Consider the following 21956-nt stretch of genomic DNA (forward strand, 5'->3'; position numbering starts at 1 on the left):
CAAGCGCTGCCAAGGTGCAAGCCCTTGTGTCGGTTTCGCACAAGAGAGGCAAAAACACTGACCAAATTATGCCAAAACATAAGACTAAAGATTGACATGGCTTGACCCCTTTTGCACAAACACGAGGCCTTCTCTTACTATGCGATTTGTCACCGTGCTGTCATTGCTTCGCAATAGCCTAATAGCCATGCCATTCGCTGTCCTGGGACTGCTCGCAGTCACCGGTACGGCGCAGGCAGATTTGCGCGTGTGCAACCAGACGCAAAACACCGTTTCGGTGGCGTTGGGATATCGCGCCACCTCGGGATGGCAATCTGAAGGCTGGTGGGTCGCAGCGCCAGAGGCTTGCGCTACGATCTATCAGGGTGCATTGAATGCGCGATACTATTATATCTACGCGGTCGATGACATATCGGGGGGTGCATGGGACGGGTCCGTCTTTATGTGTACTCAGGATTCCAGTTTCACCATCTTTGGCGTCGAGGATTGTCTGGCGCGCGGTTACGAGCGCACCGGGTTCTTTGAAATCGACACCGAAGACAGGACCGAGTGGACGGTGGAATTGACACAAGACAATATAACGGGCCTGGAGCAGCAATGAAAAGATCACGTCGCGTCAAAATTCTCGCCACTTTGGGACCAGCTTCCAATGACATCAGCGTCATAGAGGAGCTCGCCCGCGCCGGCGCCGACGTGTTCCGCATCAATATGAGCCACGCCAGCCACGATGTGCTGCGCGAAACAGTCGATAAGATCCGCGCAGTGGAAAAAAAGATCCGCTACCCGATCGGTATTCTGGTGGATCTTCAGGGCCCCAAACTGCGCGTTGGCAAATTTGCCGATGGTTCAGTCATGCTGACCCAAGGCGAGACCTTCACCCTCGACGCCTCCGACACACCGGGTGACAAGAACCGGGTTCATCTGCCACATCCGGAGATCTTCTCGTCTGTAAAGACCGGCGAACGTCTGCTGCTCGATGACGGCAAGCTCGAATTGCGCGTTACTGCCAATTCCGACGAAGCGATCAATTGCGAAGTGGTTTATGGCGGCAAGCTCTCGGATCGCAAGGGCATCTCCCTGCCCGATACGATCCTTACCGTGGGCGTACTCACCGACAAGGATCGCGCCGACCTGCAGGCCGCTCTGGAAGTCGATGCCGATTGGATTGCCCTGTCCTTTGTCCAGCGCCCCGAAGACATCATAGATGTCCGCAAACTGGTGCAGGGTCGCGCAGGCGTCATGGCAAAAATCGAAAAGCCGCAGGCGATCGAAAAGCTCGATGAGATCATCAAGCTTTCAGACGCCATCATGATCGCGCGTGGCGATCTGGGCGTAGAAATGCCGCTCGAAATGGTGCCTGGCCTGCAAAAGCGCATGATTCGCATGTGCCGCCGTCAGGGTAAGCCCGTCATTGTCGCCACCCAGATGCTCGAATCCATGATCACCGCTCCGGTTCCCACCCGCGCGGAAGTCTCGGACGTCTCGATCGCGGTTTTTGAGGGCGCTGACGCGATCATGCTTTCAGCGGAAAGTGCCTCGGGCTCTTATCCCGTGCAGGCCGTCGCAACAATGAACAAGATCGCAGTCGCGGTTGAGCATGACGACAATTTCATGCGCATTATCCGCGCCCAGGCTACCGAGCCCGAAGCGACAGCTTCGGACGCGATTTCAGCAGCGACGCGCCAGGTTGCCGAAACCCTCGATCTGGCTGCCATCGTCACCTACACCTCGTCCGGCTCCACTGGCATTCGCGCCTCCCGCGAGCGGCCGGCAAAGCCGATCATCGCGTTGTCGCCAAAGCTTTCGACGGTGCGGCGTCTCTCTATAGTCTGGGGTCTGCATTGTGTTCAGACCGAGGACGCGATTTCGCTCGATGATATGGTCGACCGCGCCTGCTCGATTGCCTATATCGAAGGATTGGCCCGGCCCGGCGACCGCGTGGCGATCACCGCTGGCGTGCCGCTCGGCACCCCCGGAGCGACCAACATGCTCCGCATCGCCTTTGTAGGGCAGGATGGCGCGGGGGGGTCGTAACCGCCCGCAGCTAATGCGTAGGGCCGTATATCAAAGGTCTTCAGGCGAGATGGCAAAATATGACTCATATGTTATCTGCACGTCTCCTCGGAGCGGCAGCACGCTTTTGTGCGACCTGCTAACGGCGACGGGTATCGCCGGTGTTCCCGATTCTTACTTTCATCGCCCTTCGGTTTCGGACTGGCTGGCCAGTTTTGATCTAACACCGCAGTCAGCAGCTTCCAAACAAGTGATACTGGACGCCATCTTTCAAGCCGCACTCGCACGAGGAAGCGGTGAGACCGGTATCTTTGGCCTAAGACTACAGAGGCATAGTTTCGATTTCTTTGCCCAGGAGTTGGCAATCCTGCACCCAGGGCACACCAGCGATGCTCAGCGCTTCAGAGCCGCCTTCGGACGGACGCTATTTGTGCATCTGACGCGTCGCGACACGGTTGAACAGGCCATCTCATACGTAAAGGCACGGCAAACTGGCCTATGGCACGTAGCGTCGGACGGCACCGAATTGGAACGGCTTAACCCACACGCGGAGCCCATTTACGACGGGGCCGAACTTCGGAACTGCTACGAGACAATGATGGCCTACGGCCGTGACTGGCGGGGCTGGTTCGAGCGAGAAAATATAGACCCGCTTCGCATCTCCTATGATGCGCTATCGGCAGACCCATTGGAGGTATTATGCCAAGTACTGGATCGTTTGGGCGTGGATTGCAATGCCGCAAACGGAATCGAGCCGGGTGTCAAAAAGCTGGCAGATAGCACTAATCAAGATTGGGCGACGCGCTTCCGTTCTGAGTTCGACATCGCCTAGCCATGGCCGTTAAGAGCGAACTTTCTTCCGCCCCTTCCAAAAACAAAAAACCCGCCTCGAAGGCGGGTTTTTCTAAACTTGGGCACAATGCCAACAGCGAAAATCAACCCTGACGGGCCTTGAAGCGCTTGTTGACCTTGTTGATGATATAAACGCGGCCCCGACGACGTACCAGCTTGTTATCCCGGTGACGGGTCATCAGCGCCTTGAGCGAATTGCGGACTTTCATTTCTAACCTCAGACAATAAGAGATCGGGCGGGGCTCAAGGCACCGCTTTAAGTTGGGCGGAACATAGGGGCAAAGCGTGTATCTGTCAACGCGAGTCATGCCCCAGAAAACCGGGGATTTTCAGCTTTTTTACCGCAAAGAGCCCCATCGCGTCAGCCGCCCGTCAACTCGGCTTCGATTTCGCGCCACCGATGACAGGCCACAAGACGTCCCCCCTCAATGTCTTCAAGCGGTGGCACCTGGTCGGCGCAGATCTCCTTTGCATATGGGCAGCGTGTGCGAAACCGGCAACCCGATGGCGGATTGATCGGCGAAGGCACCTCGCCCTTTAGCCCTTCAAGCGTGCGCGCCCGCGCGGTTTTCGGATCGGGGATCGGCGCAGCCAGCAACAAAGCCTGCGAATAGGGATGCTTGGGATCGGTATAAAGTTCATGGCCAGGCGACAACTCGGCGATGCGGCCGAGATAAAGCACCAGAATACGATCAGAAACATGCCGCACCACCGACAGATCGTGGCTGATAAACACAAGCGTCAGGCCGAACTCTTCTTTCAGCTCCGAAAGCAGATTGAGAATTTGAGCCTGAATGGAAACGTCGAGCGCCGAAACCGGCTCATCGCACACGATCAGCTTGGGCTCGGTAATCAGCGCACGCGCGATGCCGATGCGCTGGGCCTGCCCGCCGGAAAACTCGTGCGGATACCGGTTGATCATTTCGGGCAACAGCCCCACCGCTTCCATCATGCGCAGAACGCGCGCGCGCCGCTCGGTCTTGGAAATATCGGGGCGTAGCGTCCGCAAGGGGTCGGCGATGATCTCGCCAACGGTCATACGCGGATTGAGCGAGGCCAGCGGATCCTGGAAAATGATCTGCAGGTCCTGACGCCGCTTGCGCATCTTCTCGGACCCCAGCTTGGTCAGATCTTCACCCAACCACAACACTTTGCCTTCATCGGGCTCGATCAGTTGCAGAATGCAGCGGCCCAGCGTTGATTTTCCACAACCCGATTCCCCGACAATACCAAGCGTTTCCCCCGCCCGTACGGTAAAATTGATGTCCTCGAGCGCGGTCAATGTCAGCGGCTTGCGCAACAGCGATGTGGCAATCGAGAAGGTTTTTTTCAGATTCTCGACTTCAAGCAGCGGAATGCCCGTATCCATCTCGACAGCGCTCATGCCGAACGCTCCTCGGCCAGCAACTGACCTTCATAAAAACATGCTTTTTTCCGCTCCGCTTCCCCGAACGGTTCAAGCGGCGGGCGTTCTTCAAAACATTTCTCGAACCGGAACTTGCACCGCGGATTAAATGCACACCCTTTTGGCAAGTGCTCGAGAGATGGTGGCAGGCCTTCGATCGGCGTTAAGCGCTTGGCCCGTTCCGCCGGGTTGGGCGTCGACGACAAGAGCCCAAGCGTATAGGGATGGCGCGGATCGTAGAAAAGATCGTCCACATGGCCGGTTTCCACAGCCCTGCCCCCATACATCACCATCATCCGATCCGCGACCCCGGCGACAACGCCCAGATTATGCGTAATCATCACGAGCGCCGTACCGAAATCCTTGGTCAGCGAACGAAACAGATCGAGCATCTGAGCCTGAACGGTCACGTCCAGCGCCGTTGTCGGTTCGTCCGCGATCAGAATCTTGGGGCGGCACAGCAGCGCCATTGCAATCATCACGCGCTGTCGCATGCCGCCCGAAAGTTCGTGCGGATAGGCATTCGCGCGACGTTCGGGCGAGGGTATCCCCACCCGCTCAAGCATTTCGATTGCTTCCTTGAGCGCTTTTTTCTCATCGTAGTTCTGGTGTTTGACCAGAACTTCTGACAATTGCCGCTTGATCTTGAGAGACGGATTGAGCGAGGTCATCGGGTCCTGGAAAATCATCGCGATATCCTTGCCGCGATACTTATCCAGTTGCCGCGGCGGCATACCGACAAGTTCGACATCGCCCATTTTCGCCGAGCCGGTGGCCCTGCCGTTGCGCGCCAAAAGCCCCATGATCGAGAGAAAGGACTGACTTTTCCCCGACCCACTTTCCCCAACGACGGCAAGCGTCTCGCCTGCACGAAGGGAGAAATTGAGATCGCGAACGGCGTGGACCTCGCTGTTATGCAAAGCAAAGCTGACATTGAGATCGGAAATTTCGAGAACATTTTCCATGGCTTAGCGATCCTTCGGATCGAGGGCGTCACGCAGGCCGTCGCCGATATAGGAGAGGCACAAAAGCATTGTGACCAGAACGACTGCAGGGAAAACCAGCAACCATGGCATAACCTCCGCCACCGGCGCACCGTTGGAGATCAGCGTGCCGAGTGACGTCATGGGTTCCTGGATGCCCATGCCGATAAAGGAGAGGAAGCTCTCGGTGATGATGATTTCCGGGATCGTCAGGGTCGCATAGATCACAACGGGGCCGGAAAGGTTCGGCACGATATGGCGTATGATGATCGTGAATGGCTTGGCCCCGCTCGCACGCGCTGCTTCCACAAATTCCTTTTCCTTGAGCGCCAGGGTCTGCCCCCGCACGATTCGCGCCATGGTCAACCATTCCACGAGCCCAATGGCGGCAAAAAGCAGCAGGGGATTGCGCCCGAAAATCACCATGAGGATGATGACGAAAAGGATATAGGGCAGCGCATACATCACATCGACGATACGCATCATCACGGCATCCACCTTGCCGCCGAAATATCCGGCGATAGCGCCGTAGATCACCCCGATGAAAACAGAAACCAGCGTTGCAACCAGCGCGACAAGCAGGGACATCTGCGTGCCCTGCAGCAATCGCGCCAGAACATCGCGGCCGTTCTGATCCGTTCCAAGATAATGGCTGGTTTCGAAATTGGGAGGTGAGCGGAAAGCCGTCCAATCGACCTGGGCAAAGCCCCAGGGCACGAAATAGGGGCCGATGAATGCGACAGCCACAATCAGCCCGAACAGGATCAGTGAGACAAGCGCCGCCTTGTTGGCAATCAATCTTCTGAGCGCATCCTGTGTCAGCGAACGCCCCTTGGGCGCATCGAGCGTGGCGAGTTTTTCCGCGTAAGCGGAAAGAACTTCGTCCTTTCGGGTAAGCCCGGCCATCAGCTATACCTCACCTTGGGATCGAGCCAGGCATAGACGAGGTCAACGATCAGATTGAGAACAAGAATGAGCAGCATGTAAAAAAGCGTCGTGCCGAGAACGAGCCCGTAATCGCGATTGAGCGCTGCCGAAATGAAATAGCGTCCGATACCCGGAAGCCCGAAAATCTGCTCGACCACAATCGAGCCGGTGAGAAGATAAGATAGCCCCGGACCCAGATACGATACGACCGGGATCATCGCCGGCTTGATCGCATGCCGAGCGAGTACCAACCGTGACCCAAGCCCCTTTGACTTTGCAGTTCGTACGTAGTTGGTGCCCAAAACTTCGATCATGGAGCCACGCATGAGCCGGGAAATCCGCGCTGCATGGGGCCATGCAAGAACCGTAACCGGCAACACAAGATGGGTGATGGAGCCTGTCACCCACCCACCCGCGGGCAACCATCGCAAATAAACGCCGAACCACAATTGCAGCAGCGCGCCCATAAGGAAGTTGGGAACGACCAGCCCGATCATGACGGCCAGCACGAGTACGTAGTCGGGCCATTTGTTCTGATAGACCGCCGAAACCATGCCCGCCAGAACGCCGACAAACGTCGCAATCACGAAGGCCGAAAAGCCAAGTGTGAGCGTAAAGGGAAGTCCGATCGCCAAAAGCTGACTCACATTGAAGTCATAAAACGCCATCGACGGCCCGAGATTGCCACGCAAAACGCCCCCGATATAGAGCAGGTATTGGGTAAAGAGCGGCTGGTCTAGATTGTAATAGGCCCGGACATTGGCCAGCACATTTGGCGGCAACGGGCGCCCGGTGTCGAATGGGCCGCCTGGCGCGAGGCGCAGGATGAAAAAGCAAACAGTTACGGCGATAAAGGCTATCGGCAATGCCGATAGCACGCGCCTGAAAGCATAGCGCAACATTGGTTACACCCCGATAGCGTGAGGCCAATGCCGCCCTGTTTATAAGGGCGGCATTGGGCCAGGGTAAGCCGGATCAGTCCTCGGACTTGGTCAGCCACCGGGTACGATGGATATCGCTGGCATTGTCCTCAAAACCCGAAATACGAGGCGAGACCACATTGCGCGACACATAGAAGGCCAGCGGCAGAGCCGCATAGTCTTCCATCGCAAGTGCCTCGGCTTCAGCCAGGATCGCCGCACGGGCATCGATATCGGTTTCCGTCGCGGACGCTGCGATCAGCGCGTTATACTCGTCATTGTCATAACGGCCGTAATTGTAGTCGATGCCGGTGCGCAGCAACTCAAGCATGTTGATCGGGTCGTTATAGTCCATTACCCAGCCGGCACGACCGATAGAGTGGAAATCGTTGGCCTGCAACGCATCGTAATGGACGACCACTTCGGAGTTGAACAACTCGGTCTGGACGCCCAGTTGCTCCCACATCGCAGCGATTGCAACCGCAAGGCGCTGGTGGTTATCGGACGTGTTGTAGCGGATTTCAACGCTCAGCGGGTTGTCAGGACCAAAGCCTGCTTCTGCCATCAGAGCCTGCGCTTCGGCAACGCGTTCGCCATAGGGCGTTTCGGCCCAGTCATAGGTGAAGGCACCGTCGATATAGTTGGCCGTTCCCGGTGGAACCCAGGAATAGGCAGCAAGTTCGCCCGTGCCGAAAATATCGGGCCCAATGATCTCGCGATTGATGGCCATCGAGAGCGCCTTGCGGACATTAACGTCGGCCAGATCGGGATTGTTGAGATTGAACACGTAATAGTGCAGCCCAAGGAAGGGCGCCACATGCGCTTCGCCCGGATGCTGGCTGTCGAGCAGCGTAATCTGATCCGCCGGGAAGTCGGTCAGAATGTCGAACTCACCAGCGCGATAGCGGTTGAGCGCAGCGGACAGGTCGTCGAGCGAATAGTAAATCACTTCTTCGATCTGAACGTTGTCAGCATCGTGATAGCTGTCATTCTTGACCGAGCGCAAGTGAGAGCCCGGCAGCCATTCGACCGGCACATACGGGCCGTTGGCAACGATATTGGCCGTGTCGGCCCACGCATCGCCATGTTCTTCGAGAAGATGGCTGGGCACGGGATAGGCGGTATAGTGGGTCAAGGCCTGCAAGAGGAACGGCGCGGGATTTTCCAGCGTGACCTCAAGCGTATAATCGTCAAGCGCAACCGCACCCAGCTCGTTGAGATCTTCGATCTCGCCGCTGTTGATCGCTTCTGCATTCTTGATCGTATATTGCAGATAAGCGTAGCTGGCGGCCGTTTCCGGATTCATCAAACGCTGAAATGCCGTAACGAAATCATGGGCTGTTACTGGCGTACCATCGGACCAGACGGCATCTTGACGCAAGTGAAACGTATAGACCAGGCCATCTTCCGAGATGTCCCAGGACTCGGCTGCGCCCGCGATAGCATCGCCATTTGCCGCCTCAGTCGTCAATCCTTCAAGATAATCGCCAACGATCCGGTTTTCCCAGGTGCCGCTGACCTTGTGCGGGTCGAGGGAGGCAGGTTCGCCCCCATTGTGCATATGCAACGTCACCGCAAATGCGGAACCTGTCATAGCCAAAGCCATAAGGCCGGCCAGAAGGCCGCCTTTTGCTACATGTTTCAACTGCATGATAATCGTCTCCTAAACTATGGACGCGCTTGATGTTTTCCACCTGCCGGCCCACTTGAGCATGGGGCCGTGCATTTTTATTGCCTGGAGAGAATTTCATTCTCCCAAGGCCATGAAAGTGAGATTATGCTTGCTTGGTCAACTTTGACAAGCCTGTTTTTATTCCCTTTCGACAAGCGCCGCCACGCCCATGCCGCCTGCGGTGCAGACAGAGATCAAAGCTCGATTTTTCTCGCGTTGATTCAAGAGCTTGGCAGTAACGCCAAGGATGCGTGCGCCAGTCGCCGCGAAGGGATGCCCATAGGCAAGCGAAGACCCCACGACATTGATTTTGTCGGCAGGGATCGAGCCCAGCGGCGTATCGCGTCCCAAAACGTCGCGATTATAAGCCGGGTCTTCCCAGGCTTTGAGCGTACACAAGACTTGCGCCGCAAACGCCTCATGCAGCTCGAACAGATCGATGTCGTCAAATCCGAGTCCTGCGCGCCGCAGCAGGTCGGATACCGCAATGGTGGGCGCCATAAGCAAACCCTCGCCGCCTGCAAAATCGTTGGCCGAGACGGCCCCCATGGTGAGATAGGCGAGAACCGGCAGGCCACGCTCACGCGCCCAGTCTTCGCTGGCAAGCAGCACCGCGGCGGCACCGTCGGTCAGCGGCGTGGAATTTGCCGCGGTGAGCGTGCCTTTGCCTGACTTGCGGTCGAACGCTGGCTTCATGCTCGCCATCTTGTCGAGCGTTGTATCGGCGCGCACATTGTTGTCTCTGACAATGCCTGCGCAAGGAACAAGAAGATCGTCGTGGAAGCCTTCGTCATAGGCTGCGGCGGCGTTATGATGACTCTTGAGCGCCAAGCCATCCTGCGCCTCGCGGGAGATGTCCCATTCGCGGGCCATCAGCTCGCAATGCTGGCCCATGGAAAGCTCGGTTCGCGACTCCTGGGTTGAAGGCGCAATCGGCGTCAGCTCCCCAAACGAGAAGCCCTTGAACACCCCGAGCTTTTCACCCGTCGTGCGCGCTCTGGAAAGCGCAATCATACGCTTTTGCATCTTGGGACCGAAAACCACCGGACTGTCGCTGACCGTATCCGCACCCGCGGCAATGCCGCTGTCGATTTCCCCGGTCGCGATCTTTGCCCCAAGGGTAAGCGCCGCCTGCAATGAAGTACCACAGGCAATCTGCATGGTCGTGCCCGGCGTTTGCGGGGAAAGCCCTGCATCGAGCAACGCCTCGCGCGCCAGATTGAAATCCTTGGAATGAGAGATAACTGCACCGGCCATCACCTCACCGATCCTCTGACCCTTGAGATCGTATTTTTCGGCCAGCCCGCCAATTGCCGTTGCCAGCATCGAGAGGTTGGATTGATCCACATAGCCCGTATGCGAGCGGCAGAAGGGAATTCGGGCGCTGCCCACAATGGCAACTTTGCGCAAGGTCTGTACCATCTTCAATTAGGCCTTTCCGTCCTGACGGGCTTTAAGCGGGCCACCGAGGAACGGGGCAAAACCGGTGCCGAAAATCATGCCGATATCAGCAAGGTCGGCATTCTCGACAACGCCTTCAGCGACGATCTGTTCTGTTGTATCGACAAGCGGCTGGATAAGGTCGCGCCCCAACCCCGGCAGGTTGGCATGGGCGGGCGGCTTTTGCTTTTGCGCCTTGCCGTCTTCCCAGCGATAAAAGCCCTGCCCGGTTTTCCGGCCCAGCTTGCCTTCGGCAATCAACCGCGAGAACCGGCTGTCCTTGGGGACCTCCTGACCGAGTTCGCGCGCCACAGACGCCCCGACATCGAGCCCCACCGTATCCATGAGTTCAATCGGCCCCATGGGCATACCGAACGCCACCGCCGCTGCGTCGAGTTGCTCGGGGCTTTCGCCCTTTTCGACCCGTTCGATGGCCGCAAGCATGTAGGGCATCAGGGCGCGATTAACGAGGAAACCGGGTGCGGATTTGACCACCACCGGGCTCTTGCCGATTGCCAGAACGAACGAGCAGCCCAGTCGCACGGCGCGCTCATCATTGAGCTTGGACTGGATCACTTCGACCAGCGGCAATTGGGCAACCGGGTTGAAAAAATGCAACCCGATCAGACGCGCAGGATCGGTCAACGCCTCAGCGATGCGTTCAAGCTCAATCGAGGAGGTGTTGGTGGCCATAATGGCGCCAGGCTTGAGCTTTTTCTCCGCGTTGGAAAAAATCTGCTGCTTGACCTCCAGCTTTTCGACAACCGCCTCGATCAGAACGTCGCAACGCGCGATACCCTTGCCATCCACATCCGCTTCAAGCCGCGCCAGTGCTGCGTCCACCGCCTGCTTGGTCTTGAGGCGCTTCTTGAACAGCTTTTTGGCGCGCTCAAGAGCAGGCTTGATGCGCTCCATATCCATGTCCTGAAGCGTAACGGCCATGCCGCGCAAGGCGCAAAAGGCCGCAATGTCGCCCCCCATAACCCCGGCGCCAACAACATGCACGCGCGAAAATGTGGGCTTGGGCTTTTCCTTGACGCCCTGCTTTTTAAGCGCTTCGGAAAGGAAAAATACCCGGCGCAGGTTTTGCGCCGTTGGCGATCCCATCAGCGGCACGAAGGCATCGATCTCGGCATTCATCATGGCCTTGGGATTGTTGCCATGCTTTTCAAACAGGTCGATGAGTTTGAAGGGCGCCGGATAATGCGCTTTGTTGACCTTCTTGCCGGTCTCCTCGCGCATCTTGCCAGCAACGCGACTGCGCAACGGCCCCATCGCCATAAGACGCTTGGAAAACGGAGCGGGCTTGGCCTTGCGGTTCGACAGAATCGCCTTGCGCGCTTCCCAACGCAGCATGTCGCGATGACGTACCAACCTGTCGACAAGGTTGAGCCGCTTGGCCGCGCTGGCCGAAAGCGTACGGCCCGTCAGCATCAACTGCATGGCATCGATCGGTCCGGCCTGCCGGATCGAGCGGCCGGTTCCGGCAAAGCCGGGGAATATCCCGAGTTTGACTTCTGGAAAGCCGAATTTGGTCTTGTCGTCATTGACCGCGATCCGGTAGTGGCACGCCAACGCCAGTTCCAAGCCGCCGCCAACGCAGAAGCCACTGATCCCGGCCACAAAAGGCGCCTTGATTTTTTCGATTCGGGCAAAAAGCGCATGGGTCCGCTTGAGCGCTTCAGGCAAGACCGCCGGATCGCTCATCTCATCGAATTCGGAAATATCGGCACCGGCCACAAAGCCGGACGCCTTGCCCGACAACAGCGCTACCCCGGTCAACTCCCCTGCCCGGTCCATCGCCTCGATTTTGACAACGATCTCTTCGAGTTGGCCGATAACCTCTCGGCTCAAAACGTTGACGCCGCTGCCGACCACATCAAGGGTCAGCCAGCCGATTTTTTCGACATCGATATGAAATGTCCAATGCCGCTTTTTTTCTGTTTCAGCTTGCGCCAAGGCACGCTCCTTCGTTTCCTTAGGTTCTGGCTGTCATGGTGGGACGCGGCTGCCTATTGAGCAGCCACGGTGATATGATCGTCATCCTGTCTTGAAACGCGCACCATATCCTTGGCGTCAAAGTCATCGACCTTGATTACCCTGTCTGTTGCAAGATCGGCCGCGCGCATCAATTCCGCTTCCACCTCCGACAGTACGCCTTCAGCCACGGCGTCGGCGATTGCGTCCCGATCTAGACGCCGGGCAATGATGCCCTTCTTGAGCGCACGGAAGAATTTCTTTTCGATCTCGCTCGCAGCTTCCACCTTGATCAAGGCATCTTCAAGCATGCCGGTCCGGTCCTCGGGATCAAAGCTGACATAGACGCCGCGGGTCAAGCGGTCACGCAACGCAGACTGACCGAGCACCGACCGCGCTAGGCGGAAGTTCTGCCGGTCCGATGACGGACGCGCCCGGCGGCCCAACGGGAAGATCAACAGCCCGAGCATGAACCGCAGGAACGGATTGGGGAAATTGTCGATGACTTCGCCGAGCCCTTTTTCGATACCTGCAATCCTGTCCCGCGCGATAGCGTCGATCAACGCAACGTCTTCGGGCATCCGGCCATCGTCCTCAAAGCGCTTGAGCGCGGTTGACAACAAATAGAGATCGGAAAACACATCCGCCATGCGGCCCGAAAGCATTTGCTTGCGCTTGAGATCACCCCCGAGAAACGCCACGGTCCAGTCGCCGGCAAGAGCAAAGCTCTGGGAGTATCGATGCAATTGCCGGTACCAGCGCTGCATTTCATGGCGCACCGGCGAATTGGCAAAGCGGCCAAACGTCAAGTTATGGAAGAACGAGGCCACGATATTGCGCAGCATGAACCCGATATGACCAGAAAACGCCGCGTCGAACTGATTGAGCCCGGCCTTCTTGTCGGGATTTTGCGCCGCCTGCACTTCCTTGAGCAGGAACGGATGCGCGCGCAGCGCCCCTTGCGCAAAGGTAATCAGCGTGCGGGTCAGAATATTGGCGCCTTCAACCGTGATGGCAACAGGCACATTGGCATAGCCCGAGAACAGATAGTTCGAGGGACCATCCTGAATGGCGCGGCCTCCGTGGATATCCATGGCATCATCGACCCGCTGACGCATTTCTTCGGTCGTGCGATACTTAAGCGCTGCTGAAATGACCGCCGGTTTCTGGCCGTCATCCACGATTGCTGCGGTCATCGCGCGCGAGGCTTCAAACTGATAAGCCGACTTGACCAGTCGCGCCATACCTTCGCCAACGCCCTCCATCATCCCGATCGCAATACCGAACTGACGCCGGATGCGCGCATAGGCCGAAGTTGTGCGTAGCGCCGCCTTGATGGAAACCGTACCGATGGCCGGCAGCGAAATCGCCCGGCCCGTGGCCAGGCATTCCATCAACATGCGCCAGCCTTGCCCGGCGTAATCCGGTCCACCGATAAGGAAGTCGAGCGGCACGAACACATCTTTGCCCGATGTGGGGCCGTTCATGAAGGCCGAACGCGCAGGCATGTGGCGGCGACCGATTTCAACGCCTGGATAATCGGCCGGAACGAGCGCCAGCGTGATGCCGACATCCTCGCCTTTGCCCAAGTGGTTTTCAGGATCGTAAAGGTTGAAAGCCAGCCCCAAAAGCGTGGCAACAGGGGCCAACGTAATGTAGCGCTTGTCCCAGGACAGGTTCACACCAAGCACCTGCCTGCCTTCATATTCGCCATAGGTGACAACACCCACGTCGCGCATGCCAGCCGCATCCGAGCCAGCATGAGGGCCGGTCAATGCAAAGCAGGGGACCTCCTCGCCGCGCGCCAATCGGCCCAGATATTTCTCCTGCTGTTCAGGCGTGCCGTATTTTTCCAGCAATTCACCCGGCCCCAACGAATTGGGCACCATGACGGTGATCCCGGCCGCAACTGAACGCGAGGCAATCTTGGAAACGACCTGGGATTGCGCCTGTGCCGAAAAGCCAAGGCCGCCATGCTCTTTCCCGATCAGCATGCCGAGAAAGCCCTTGTCCTTCAGGAATTGCCAGACCTCGGGCGGCAGGTCCATGCGGTTATGGCGCGTATCCCAATCGTCGATCATCGCGCAGACTTCTTCGCAAGGCCCATCGAGAAATGCCTGCTCTTCGGCGCTCAGATCGGGCTTGCGAATGTCAAGCAACTCGTTCCAGTCGGGACGGCCTGAAAAAATCTGTGCATCCCAGCCCACCGTTCCCGCATCGAGCGCTTCCTGCTCGGTGCGCGAAATGCGCGGAAGAATGGATTTGACCATGCGGTAGGCTGGCCCTGTCAGCGCCGCTTGACGGATCGCTTTGAGTGAAAGCAGACCCAGAATGGCCGCTGGCAGCAGCGCAAAGAACCAGGCTACGGGATTGGTTGAAAGCGCCAGCCCGAAATCGGGACGCACCAGCGCCAGAACGCCGATCGCCAGGGCGGCAAGCGCCCATTGCCAGATCGGCGCCTGCCGCATAGCCAGCACGCAAAAGGCGACCAGAGCCAGAATGAAAACGATCAGACCCATTTCGGCAATCCTCCTCGATTGGCAACGCTCGACCGGACATCTTCCTGCCACGCGATCGTTACCAGATTGAACCTCTTCAAAGGCGTCAAAAGGAAGGACCGCTCCTCATTGACCCCTTTGCCAGCTATCCGCATTCTTGCATATCAGCCGGCGACGCTCCAAGCATACACCTCTATACGTTAACGTCAACCTATTGCCGGGCGCGTCATGTTCGGCCTGCATCATCGGAGCATCAACAATGGCCTTTGCTCGGACAATGCAGCGACAGGGCAGTTCGTTGCATGCAGGTTCGGCTGCTGTGCGGCATGGGCGCGATGGACTACGGGTGCGGCGGATGCAGCCCTCTCATGCGCGTGCAGCATTTGACGCTTACGTAATCCCGTGACATAATTTAAGCAATAATGGGCAAAGCCCGCGAGGAGGAAGACAATGACAGACACCGCCCCTACCCAGGAAACTCGCCCCTGGCTCAAGTCTTACCCTGATGGCATCGACTGGGACGTCAAGATCGATACGACCCCGGTTCACGAACAATTCCTGGCCTCTTGCGCCAAGATGGGTGAAGCCACCGCGTTGGATTTTCTCGGTGCGACAACGAGTTTTCGCGATCTGGGAGAAGCGGTGAACGCCCTCGCCGGGGCCTTGCAAACCGAATTGGGCGTCAAGAAAGGGGATCGGGTTGCGCTTCTGATGCCCAATTGCCCCTTTTATGTGGTTTCCTACTACGCGTTGCTGCGCATCGGCGCGATCGTCGTCAACTGCAACCCGCTCTATTCTTTGTCCGAGCTCAGTCATATCGTCAGCAATTCCGGCGCAACGGTGATGATCACCATCGATTTGAAGGTGACTTTCGACAACGCTGAAAAGCTGGTTGGACAGGGCCATATCAAAAAGCTCATCACTGCCCATTTCCCCGATGCCCTGCCCGGCCTGAAAAAGTTCCTCTTCAAACTGGTCAAGGGCAAGGATCTGGCAAAGCCGGAAAAATCGAACGCGGCCAGAGCGATCATCTCCTATGCGGAACTGATTGCCCATAACCATGCGCCCGAGCCGGTCACGATCGATCCGGAAACGGACGTTGCAGTTCAACAATATACCGGCGGCACGACCGGCACGCCCAAGGGCGCAATGCTCTCCCATGCCAATATCGCTGCCAATCTGAGCCAGATCGATCACTGGGGATGCGGGCTGTTTTACCCACCGACCAAGGTGGCGGCCGTTCTGCCCTTCTTTCATATCTTTGCCATGACGGTCTGCCTCAACGTACCGCTCTGTTCCGGCGCCCAGGTCGTCATGCTGCCGCGCTTTGAGATGAAAGCATTTCTTTCGTTGCTCAAGCGCACAAGGCCCAACGTCCTGCCCGCCGTGCCAACGCTCCTGCATGCCCTGGCCACAAAGCCCGAGGCGACAAGCGAGGCGCTCTCATGCATAGAAGTTGCCATATCGGGTGGCGCGGGACTTCCAGAGGAAACCCGGCAGGCCTTTGCCAAAAAGTCCAAGGCGCTGCTGGCCGAAGGCTACGGGCTTACGGAGGCCTCTCCGGTCGTGGCCTGTGCCGCGTTGCGTGTGCCGTCAAAGCCAGGCTCGATCGGCCTTCCGCTTCCGGCTTCCGACGTCCGCTTCCTCGATCTCGAAGATCCGGAAAAATCCGTCAAGCGAGGGGAAAAGGGCGAGTTGGCCGTCAAGGGCCCACAGGTCATGCTTGGCTACTTCAACAACGAGGAAGCCACCAGAGAAGTCTTTACCTCCGATGGCTATCTGCGGACCGCCGATGTGGGCTATTTCGATGAGGACGGCTACATCTTCCTGGTGGACCGGATCAAGGACCTGATCATCTGCTCGGGTTTCAACATATATCCGCGCGCCATTGAAGACGCGATCTACAAACACCCTGCCGTCGATGAAACCTCGGTTATCGGCGTCAAGGACGAGTATCGCGGCGAGGCGCCAGTCGCCTATATCAAGCTCAAGGAAGGCGAAAGTCTTGACGAAAAGACCATGCTTGGCTTCTTGAAGGATCATCTTTCAAAAATGGAAATGCCGCGCCAGGTCATCTTCCGCGACGAGTTACCGAAAACAATGATCGGCAAGTTGTCGAAAAACGATCTGCGGGATGACTATAAAAAACACCACGGCAAGGGGGAATAAAATCGTGAACAGGCTGGACGCTGAAAAACGCGATCTTTTCGCTATTGCCGATCTGGCCAAGGAATTCGGAATTTCCACCCGCACGATCCGGTTTTACGAATCGAAAGGTTTGCTACAGCCCGATCGCGTGGGCGGCACCCGCGTCTTTCGCCGCCGCGACCGCGCCCGCCTGATTCTGATCCTGCGCGGCAAGCGGCTGGGCTTTTCCCTGCGCGACATTTCAGAATATCTGGCGCTTTATGATGCGGACGAAACCCGCACGGCCCAGGTCGAACTTCTGATCGAGAAGGTCGATGAGCGGCTGGAATTGCTGCGTCAGCAATTGAGCGATCTCGAAATGACGATTGGAGAATTGACCGAAATCCGCCAGCTTGCCGCCGAGCGGATCACAGGCAAATAGCGCCGGTGCGACAACCCTTGCGCCGCAAATACCTAAATACAAGGGGGAAGAAAATGGTGGGCGTAACTGGGATTGAACCAGTGACCCCTACGATGTCAACGTAGTGCTCTCCCGCTGAGCTATACGCCCACTTTCTTTGAGGTGGTGTGGCGCAACCGAAGCTGCAACCAGCACTTGCGCGGATACACCACAAAACCGCTATCGCGGTCAATAGGGTTTAGCCGCTAAATTGTCATATGCTCCCAATCGACCCGATCAGGCGGCCAGAAGGCGCTCGACCTCGCCAACCAGATCCTTGAGATGGAAGGGCTTTGAAAGCACCGACGCCCCTTTTGGCGCCTCGCTGTCCGGGTTCAGCGCCACGGCCGCAAAGCCGGTGATGAACATGACCTTGAGGTCAGGATCGAGTTCTGTTGCCCGGCGGGCCAACTCGATACCATCCATTTCCGGCATCACGATATCGGAAAGCAGGAGCGTGAATGGCTCTTCGCGCAGGCGCTCATAGGCCGAGCGGCCATTATCGAAGGCTACGACGTCATAGCCGGCATTCTTGAGCGCGCGCGTCAGGAAACGGCGCATATCTGCATCATCTTCGGCAAGAAGGATTCGTTCCATTATCGTCTCTTTATTAAGCCATGCGCCCGACCGGACCCGATGATTCGCATTTTTTACATATGCTGGCGTGACGCAACAGCTCAATTGCTCACAATACCGCGCGCAGGGTGCGGCAACTGTGGACAAGCGCCCCGAGCCGAGGCAAACTTCCTATTAAACGATTTAAAAAGTTGAACTTTGAGGACGCAGCTCAGGAAATCTCATCGTGTGAGGTCGAACCCAGGTGCAATCGGACTATTCAGACAGACCCGCTTTTGAAACGATTCGGCCCCGTCGCCAGGTTGCGCCCATTGTTGTCAATTCTCCTCATTCGGGCCGCGACTACCCCAAGCGCTTTCTTGCCCTGTCAAAGCTCGACGAGCGCGCCATAAGGCAGTCCGAAGACGCCTATATCGACGAGATATTCTCCCGCGCGCCCCATCTTGGCGTGCCCATGCTCAGGGCGCATTTCCCGCGCGCCTATCTCGACGTCAATCGCGAGCCTTATGAGCTCGATCCGCGCATGTTCCGCGATCGCCTGCCAGATCACTTCAATACCACCAGCCCGCGCATTGCTGCGGGCCTGGGCACGATAGCCAGAATCGTTTCGGAAAATCGCCCGATTTACCGCAATCTTTTAAGCCTCGATGACGCAGCCATGCGGATTGAAGGTATTTACAAGCCCTATCACAAGACTTTGCAGAGCTTGCTGACCGAAACCCTCAACCGCTTCGGCATGGCCATCCTGATCGATTGCCATTCCATGCCACGGCTATCGCGCGGCAACAACCGATCTGCGCCCGATGTGGTTCTGGGAGATCGCTATGGCGCCGCCTGCTCGCCCGCTCTGGTCGATCTTGTGGAAACCGTTCTTTCGGGCGCCGGATTGAAAGTTGCGCGCAATCGCCCCTATGCGGGCGGGCACACAACCCGCACATATGGGCGCCCGCAATATGGGGTAAACGCGCTCCAGATCGAATTTTCGCGGCATCTTTACATGCACGAAATGACACTGGCAAAGCACGAAGGATTCGCACCCCTGCAATCGCTGGCTACGCAACTGATTTCGGCGCTTATCAACAGCGACAGCATTGCCATCGCACGGACGCAAGCTGCTGCGGAATAAAGACAATTATTGCTAATCGGAAAAGAGTGGGCCGCACCAGGCGGCCCAAGTCAAGGGAGGAAACGTTGGCAGATCACTATTTGGAAGGATCCAGAAAAGAACTGCCAAACCATCATGCAATATTGTGCATGAACCTTTTCTTCTCACCTTGCAAGTATGCACCTTAGAGAGTGCATACAATCGGGGCACGCTGTTGCAAAAAGGAATCACTTTTGTCAACACCTTGTTAATAAGTGTTTACCAAGCCCTAATTTCCGTAATTATTTCCAGTCACTTGAGTTCCAGATCGTGTCCAGCAGCCCCTTGTCCAGCCCTGCCGTCAAACAAACAATGCTCGCAGCCGCTCAGGCCGCGCATAACCATACCTTGTCACGCTTTCGCTCCGGCCTCGCGGTCACAAACAAACTGACGGAGGGCTTCGATCCTGTTACCGAGGCTGACAGGGAAGCCGAAACGGCGGTTCGCGCAGTAATCGAGAGCCATTTTCCCGATCACGCGATCATCGGAGAGGAATGGGACGACAAGCCGTCCCAATCCCCCTATTCTTGGGTCATTGACCCGATCGATGGTACCCGCGCCTTTATTTCCGGCGTGCCGGTCTGGGGCACACTGATCGGCCTGATGAACAACGGCCATGCCTTTGCCGGGCTGATGGCCCAACCCTTCACGGGTGAAATGTGGATCGGCATCGATGGGGCAACAGACTTCATCCACGCCGGGCAAACGGTTCGGGCCCAGACCAGTTCTGTGACAAAACTGAGCCAGGCGCGCGCCAGCACCACCTCCCCCGACCTGTTCGATGGCCTCTATTACGGAAGCTGGAACGCCATACGCGACGCCGTTCTGCAAGTACGCTACGGGCTCGATTGCTATGCCTACTGCCTGCTGGCTTCAGGCCATATCGATCTTGTTGTCGAGGCAGGTCTGAAAAATGTCGATATCGCCCCGCTGGTGCCCATTATTGAAGGCGCGGGCGGGCGCGTTTCGACGTGGGATGGCGGCAGGGCAGAAAAAGGCGGCACCTGCGTCGCTGCCGCAACCCCCCAACTGCATGAAGAAGCGCTCGACCTGTTGCGCCGCGCCATGCTTGACTGACCAAATCAGGATTGATTGGTTACAAAGGCATCAAACGCTGCAAAAACCTGCTCGCGGATCGGGTCTGCTTCCATGAAAAGCTCGTGCTGGGCGCCCCCGATCACTATGTGATGGCCGGTGCGCATCCGCAGCCCTAGCGCCTCGGTTGCGCTTGTATCGACAACCCGGTCACAGGCTGCAGCACAAATGAAGACCGGAATCTTGAGGCTGGCGGGGAAGTGATCCTGACTTACGATTCTGATCGCTTCCAGAGCCGAAGCGATCCACCCAATCGTAGGCGCGCCAACGCCAAGTTCGGGATACTCGTCAAGCACATGCACGGCCCGCATAAACCGCGTTTTATCCGAGGTCAGCGGATTGCCCGCGAATAGCGCCTCGGTCGGGCTGCGGTCGGCTTTACGCCCCAGCGGAACCCGGCCCAACCCTAAAAATCGCGCAAAATTGAGCAGAGCCAACGTAGCCTTTGGCCCGAATGGCAGACCGGGCAGCCCGACAAGGGGAGAAGACAGAAACACCCGGTCAAACATCAGCCTGTCGCGCGAGGCGGCCAAAAGAGCAAGCAATCCCCCCGTCGAGTGACCGACCAGGTGAAAGGGCGGCGGGCAATCGGGCAGCAGGATCTGCGTATGAAAATCACTCAGGTCTGCCCAGTAATCGTCGAATTTTTCCACATGCCCGAGTTTGGGATTTGCAATGATGCGATCCGATCCGCCCTGCCCGCGCAGATCGAATGTCGCAACGGCAAAGCCGCGCTTCTGAAAGTCGGCAATGGTCTCAAAATACTTTTCAATAAACTCGGTCCGCCCCTGCACCAGGCAAATGGTGCCTTTATGCTCGGCCCCGGTGCGCTGAAAAATCGCGTAGCGCAGTTGCACATTGTCGCGGGTCCGGAAGTAGCCCACCCGCGCACCCTCCGGCACCGGATTGGAATGCACCGCGTACAGTTTCGGACCTTCAACGATAACAGGTTGGTTCACATGCTGCTCCGAACGCTCTGCCTGACGCGAGGCTAGAGCATAGTATTGAAAAGGGAAATCCGCTTTTGCAAATCCTGGGGCAAAAGAAAAGGCGCGCTGCCCCGGTTAAGGTGACAGCGCGCCCGGTTCAACAGGTGCCATTGCGGGGGGCGGTGAACGACACCTGCTGTTTTCGTGGCTTTTCGGAAAAAGCACATGGCCCGTTCTAGCTGGCCTCATCTGAACGCAGCCCAATCGGCCCGTTCAGTTTCAATTCATGTGACGACACTTTTTCCGGCCTTGCGCCTCTTGAACGGCGAAAATGCGGCTCCTATCTCATTGTTGTTCGCCGGATGAGCCGGGAACAAATATCTCGAAACGCTTTGCCAAAGATCGGGAAGCCTATCGGGATAGCCCAAAATGTGATTCTTGCTGAACTTAGGAGAAGTCACCATGCAACGTCTTGATTTTACCCCCTTCTACCGTTCAACCGTCGGCTTTGACCGCCTGTTCTCACGGCTGGACAATCTGGTATCGGAAGATGCCAAGAGCTACCCTCCCTATAATATCGAACGCACTGCCGAGGATGCCTATCGCGTGACCATTGCGGTTGCCGGTTTCTCTGCTGGCGATATCGTTATCGAGACCAAGGAAAACAGCCTTCTGGTCAAGGGCGGGCGCAACGGCACAGCCGACGACAAGAACCGGGAATTCCTCCATCGTGGCATTGCCGAGCGCGCTTTTGAGCTGCGCTTCCAGCTTGCCGAATATGTGGAAGTCTCTGGTGCGTCTATGGAAAACGGTTTGCTCCATATCGAACTCAAGCGCGAATTGCCCGAATCCAAGCGGCCTCGCCAGATCGATATTGCGACCTCCGGCACGACCACTATTGAGGACAAAACCGTAAACTAAAACAGGGCCTTATTGCC

Annotated in this window: 19 protein-coding genes and 1 tRNA gene; 8 read left to right on the forward strand and 12 right to left on the reverse strand. The window is 57.3% G+C overall.

Annotated features, from left to right (window positions below):
* Positions 1-187: 187 nt before the first annotated feature.
* The 3 genes from EO133_RS16650 to EO133_RS16660 are packed head-to-tail and all read left to right on the forward strand — an operon-like array spanning position 188 to position 2845.
* A complete protein-coding gene (locus EO133_RS16650) occupies positions 188-601 on the forward strand; it encodes a DUF1036 domain-containing protein (RefSeq protein ID WP_127073780.1) in 414 nt (137 codons plus the stop codon).
* Positions 598-2034, forward strand: a complete 1437-nt coding sequence (pyk, locus tag EO133_RS16655) for a pyruvate kinase (protein WP_127073781.1) — start codon at positions 598-600, stop codon at positions 2032-2034. The genes EO133_RS16650 and pyk overlap by 4 nt, the downstream gene beginning before the upstream one ends.
* Before the next feature lie 49 nt (positions 2035-2083).
* The gene (locus EO133_RS16660; RefSeq protein ID WP_127073782.1) at positions 2084-2845 is read left to right on the forward strand and encodes a Stf0 family sulfotransferase; all 762 of its coding nucleotides are present in this window, start codon (positions 2084-2086) and stop codon (positions 2843-2845) included.
* A gap of 103 nt (positions 2846-2948) precedes the next feature.
* Here EO133_RS16660 and ykgO read toward each other — a convergent pair whose 3' ends face one another.
* The 9 genes from ykgO to EO133_RS16705 all read right to left on the reverse strand — a co-directional run bounded on the left by ykgO (position 2949) and on the right by EO133_RS16705 (position 14708).
* Positions 2949-3074 carry a type B 50S ribosomal protein L36 gene (gene ykgO / locus EO133_RS16665; protein WP_127073783.1) on the reverse strand — a complete coding sequence of 42 codons (126 nt, stop codon included), beginning with the start codon at positions 3072-3074 and terminating at the stop codon, positions 2949-2951.
* Positions 3075-3226: 152 nt separating this feature from the next.
* Positions 3227-4249 carry an ABC transporter ATP-binding protein gene (locus EO133_RS16670; RefSeq protein WP_164735062.1) on the reverse strand — a complete coding sequence of 341 codons (1023 nt, stop codon included), beginning with the start codon at positions 4247-4249 and terminating at the stop codon, positions 3227-3229.
* Positions 4246-5235 (reverse strand): ABC transporter ATP-binding protein, encoded by a 990-nt coding sequence (locus EO133_RS16675; RefSeq protein ID WP_127073784.1) that lies wholly within the window; start codon positions 5233-5235, stop codon positions 4246-4248. Before EO133_RS16675 ends, EO133_RS16670 begins: the two co-directional genes overlap by 4 nt.
* Positions 5236-5238: 3 nt before the next feature.
* Positions 5239-6159: an ABC transporter permease gene (locus EO133_RS16680; RefSeq protein WP_127073785.1), complete on the reverse strand. Its 921-nt coding sequence runs from the start codon at positions 6157-6159 to the stop codon at positions 5239-5241.
* Positions 6159-7082: an ABC transporter permease gene (locus EO133_RS16685; protein WP_127073786.1), complete on the reverse strand. Its 924-nt coding sequence runs from the start codon at positions 7080-7082 to the stop codon at positions 6159-6161. Before EO133_RS16685 ends, EO133_RS16680 begins: the two co-directional genes overlap by 1 nt.
* Positions 7083-7155: 73 nt before the next feature.
* Positions 7156-8745 (reverse strand): peptide ABC transporter substrate-binding protein, encoded by a 1590-nt coding sequence (locus EO133_RS16690; RefSeq protein WP_371870936.1) that lies wholly within the window; start codon positions 8743-8745, stop codon positions 7156-7158.
* Positions 8746-8910: 165 nt separating this feature from the next.
* On the reverse strand, positions 8911-10194 hold the full coding sequence (locus EO133_RS16695; RefSeq protein WP_127073837.1) for an acetyl-CoA C-acetyltransferase: 1284 nt from the start codon (positions 10192-10194) through the stop codon (positions 8911-8913).
* Between the two features lie 6 nt (positions 10195-10200).
* Positions 10201-12171 carry a 3-hydroxyacyl-CoA dehydrogenase NAD-binding domain-containing protein gene (locus EO133_RS16700; protein ID WP_127073788.1) on the reverse strand — a complete coding sequence of 657 codons (1971 nt, stop codon included), beginning with the start codon at positions 12169-12171 and terminating at the stop codon, positions 10201-10203.
* 53 nt (positions 12172-12224) lie between these two features.
* Positions 12225-14708, reverse strand: a complete 2484-nt coding sequence (locus EO133_RS16705) for an acyl-CoA dehydrogenase (RefSeq protein ID WP_127073789.1) — start codon at positions 14706-14708, stop codon at positions 12225-12227.
* A 429-nt stretch (positions 14709-15137) separates the two neighbouring features.
* On the opposite strand from EO133_RS16705, the gene EO133_RS16710 reads away from it, so the two are divergent.
* Positions 15138-16856, forward strand: coding sequence for a long-chain-fatty-acid--CoA ligase (locus tag EO133_RS16710; RefSeq protein WP_127073790.1), 1719 nt, complete (start codon positions 15138-15140; stop codon positions 16854-16856).
* Positions 16857-16860: 4 nt separating this feature from the next.
* Positions 16861-17256: a MerR family transcriptional regulator gene (locus tag EO133_RS16715; protein WP_127073791.1), complete on the forward strand. Its 396-nt coding sequence runs from the start codon at positions 16861-16863 to the stop codon at positions 17254-17256.
* A gap of 54 nt (positions 17257-17310) precedes the next feature.
* Here the strand turns inward: EO133_RS16715 and EO133_RS16720 are convergent.
* Together EO133_RS16720 and cpdR are read right to left on the reverse strand one after the other, a co-directional pair.
* Positions 17311-17385 (reverse strand) — tRNA-Val (locus EO133_RS16720).
* A gap of 126 nt (positions 17386-17511) precedes the next feature.
* A complete protein-coding gene (gene cpdR / locus EO133_RS16725; RefSeq protein WP_127073792.1) occupies positions 17512-17871 on the reverse strand; it encodes a cell cycle two-component system response regulator CpdR in 360 nt (119 codons plus the stop codon).
* Between the two features lie 223 nt (positions 17872-18094).
* Between cpdR and EO133_RS16730 the strand changes: the two genes are divergently transcribed.
* Positions 18095-18976, forward strand: a complete 882-nt coding sequence (locus EO133_RS16730; protein WP_127073793.1) for an N-formylglutamate amidohydrolase — start codon at positions 18095-18097, stop codon at positions 18974-18976.
* A 330-nt stretch (positions 18977-19306) separates the two neighbouring features.
* Complete coding sequence (hisN, locus tag EO133_RS16735) at positions 19307-20071, forward strand: histidinol-phosphatase (RefSeq protein WP_127073838.1); 765 nt, start codon at positions 19307-19309, stop codon at positions 20069-20071.
* A gap of 5 nt (positions 20072-20076) precedes the next feature.
* On the opposite strand, the gene EO133_RS16740 is transcribed toward hisN, so the two are convergent.
* The gene (locus tag EO133_RS16740) at positions 20077-21048 is read right to left on the reverse strand and encodes an alpha/beta hydrolase (protein WP_127073794.1); all 972 of its coding nucleotides are present in this window, start codon (positions 21046-21048) and stop codon (positions 20077-20079) included.
* Positions 21049-21480: 432 nt separating this feature from the next.
* On the opposite strand from EO133_RS16740, the gene EO133_RS16745 reads away from it, so the two are divergent.
* Complete coding sequence (locus EO133_RS16745) at positions 21481-21939, forward strand: Hsp20 family protein (RefSeq protein WP_127073795.1); 459 nt, start codon at positions 21481-21483, stop codon at positions 21937-21939.
* Positions 21940-21956 lie beyond the last annotated feature (17 nt).

Source organism: Pelagibacterium lentulum, assembly GCF_003992625.1.
Taxonomy (GTDB): Bacteria; Pseudomonadota; Alphaproteobacteria; order Rhizobiales; family Devosiaceae; genus Pelagibacterium; species Pelagibacterium lentulum.

Bases quoted from the DNA above. Each gene is read 5' to 3' on its own strand.
- EO133_RS16650 (WP_127073780.1), top strand. From the start codon at position 188: ATGCCATTCGCTGTCCTGGGACTGCTCGCAGTCACCGGTACGGCGCAG.
- pyk (WP_127073781.1), top strand. From the start codon at position 598: ATGAAAAGATCACGTCGCGTCAAAATTCTCGCCACTTTGGGACCAGCT.
- EO133_RS16660 (WP_127073782.1), top strand. From the start codon at position 2,084: ATGGCAAAATATGACTCATATGTTATCTGCACGTCTCCTCGGAGCGGC.
- ykgO (WP_127073783.1), bottom strand. From the start codon at position 3,074: ATGAAAGTCCGCAATTCGCTCAAGGCGCTGATGACCCGTCACCGGGAT.
- EO133_RS16670 (WP_164735062.1), bottom strand. From the start codon at position 4,249: ATGAGCGCTGTCGAGATGGATACGGGCATTCCGCTGCTTGAAGTCGAG.
- EO133_RS16675 (WP_127073784.1), bottom strand. From the start codon at position 5,235: ATGGAAAATGTTCTCGAAATTTCCGATCTCAATGTCAGCTTTGCTTTG.
- EO133_RS16680 (WP_127073785.1), bottom strand. From the start codon at position 6,159: ATGGCCGGGCTTACCCGAAAGGACGAAGTTCTTTCCGCTTACGCGGAA.
- EO133_RS16685 (WP_127073786.1), bottom strand. From the start codon at position 7,082: ATGTTGCGCTATGCTTTCAGGCGCGTGCTATCGGCATTGCCGATAGCC.
- EO133_RS16695 (WP_127073837.1), bottom strand. From the start codon at position 10,194: ATGGTACAGACCTTGCGCAAAGTTGCCATTGTGGGCAGCGCCCGAATT.
- EO133_RS16705 (WP_127073789.1), bottom strand. From the start codon at position 14,708: ATGGGTCTGATCGTTTTCATTCTGGCTCTGGTCGCCTTTTGCGTGCTG.
- EO133_RS16710 (WP_127073790.1), top strand. From the start codon at position 15,138: ATGACAGACACCGCCCCTACCCAGGAAACTCGCCCCTGGCTCAAGTCT.
- cpdR (WP_127073792.1), bottom strand. From the start codon at position 17,871: ATGGAACGAATCCTTCTTGCCGAAGATGATGCAGATATGCGCCGTTTC.
- hisN (WP_127073838.1), top strand. From the start codon at position 19,307: ATGCTCGCAGCCGCTCAGGCCGCGCATAACCATACCTTGTCACGCTTT.
- EO133_RS16745 (WP_127073795.1), top strand. From the start codon at position 21,481: ATGCAACGTCTTGATTTTACCCCCTTCTACCGTTCAACCGTCGGCTTT.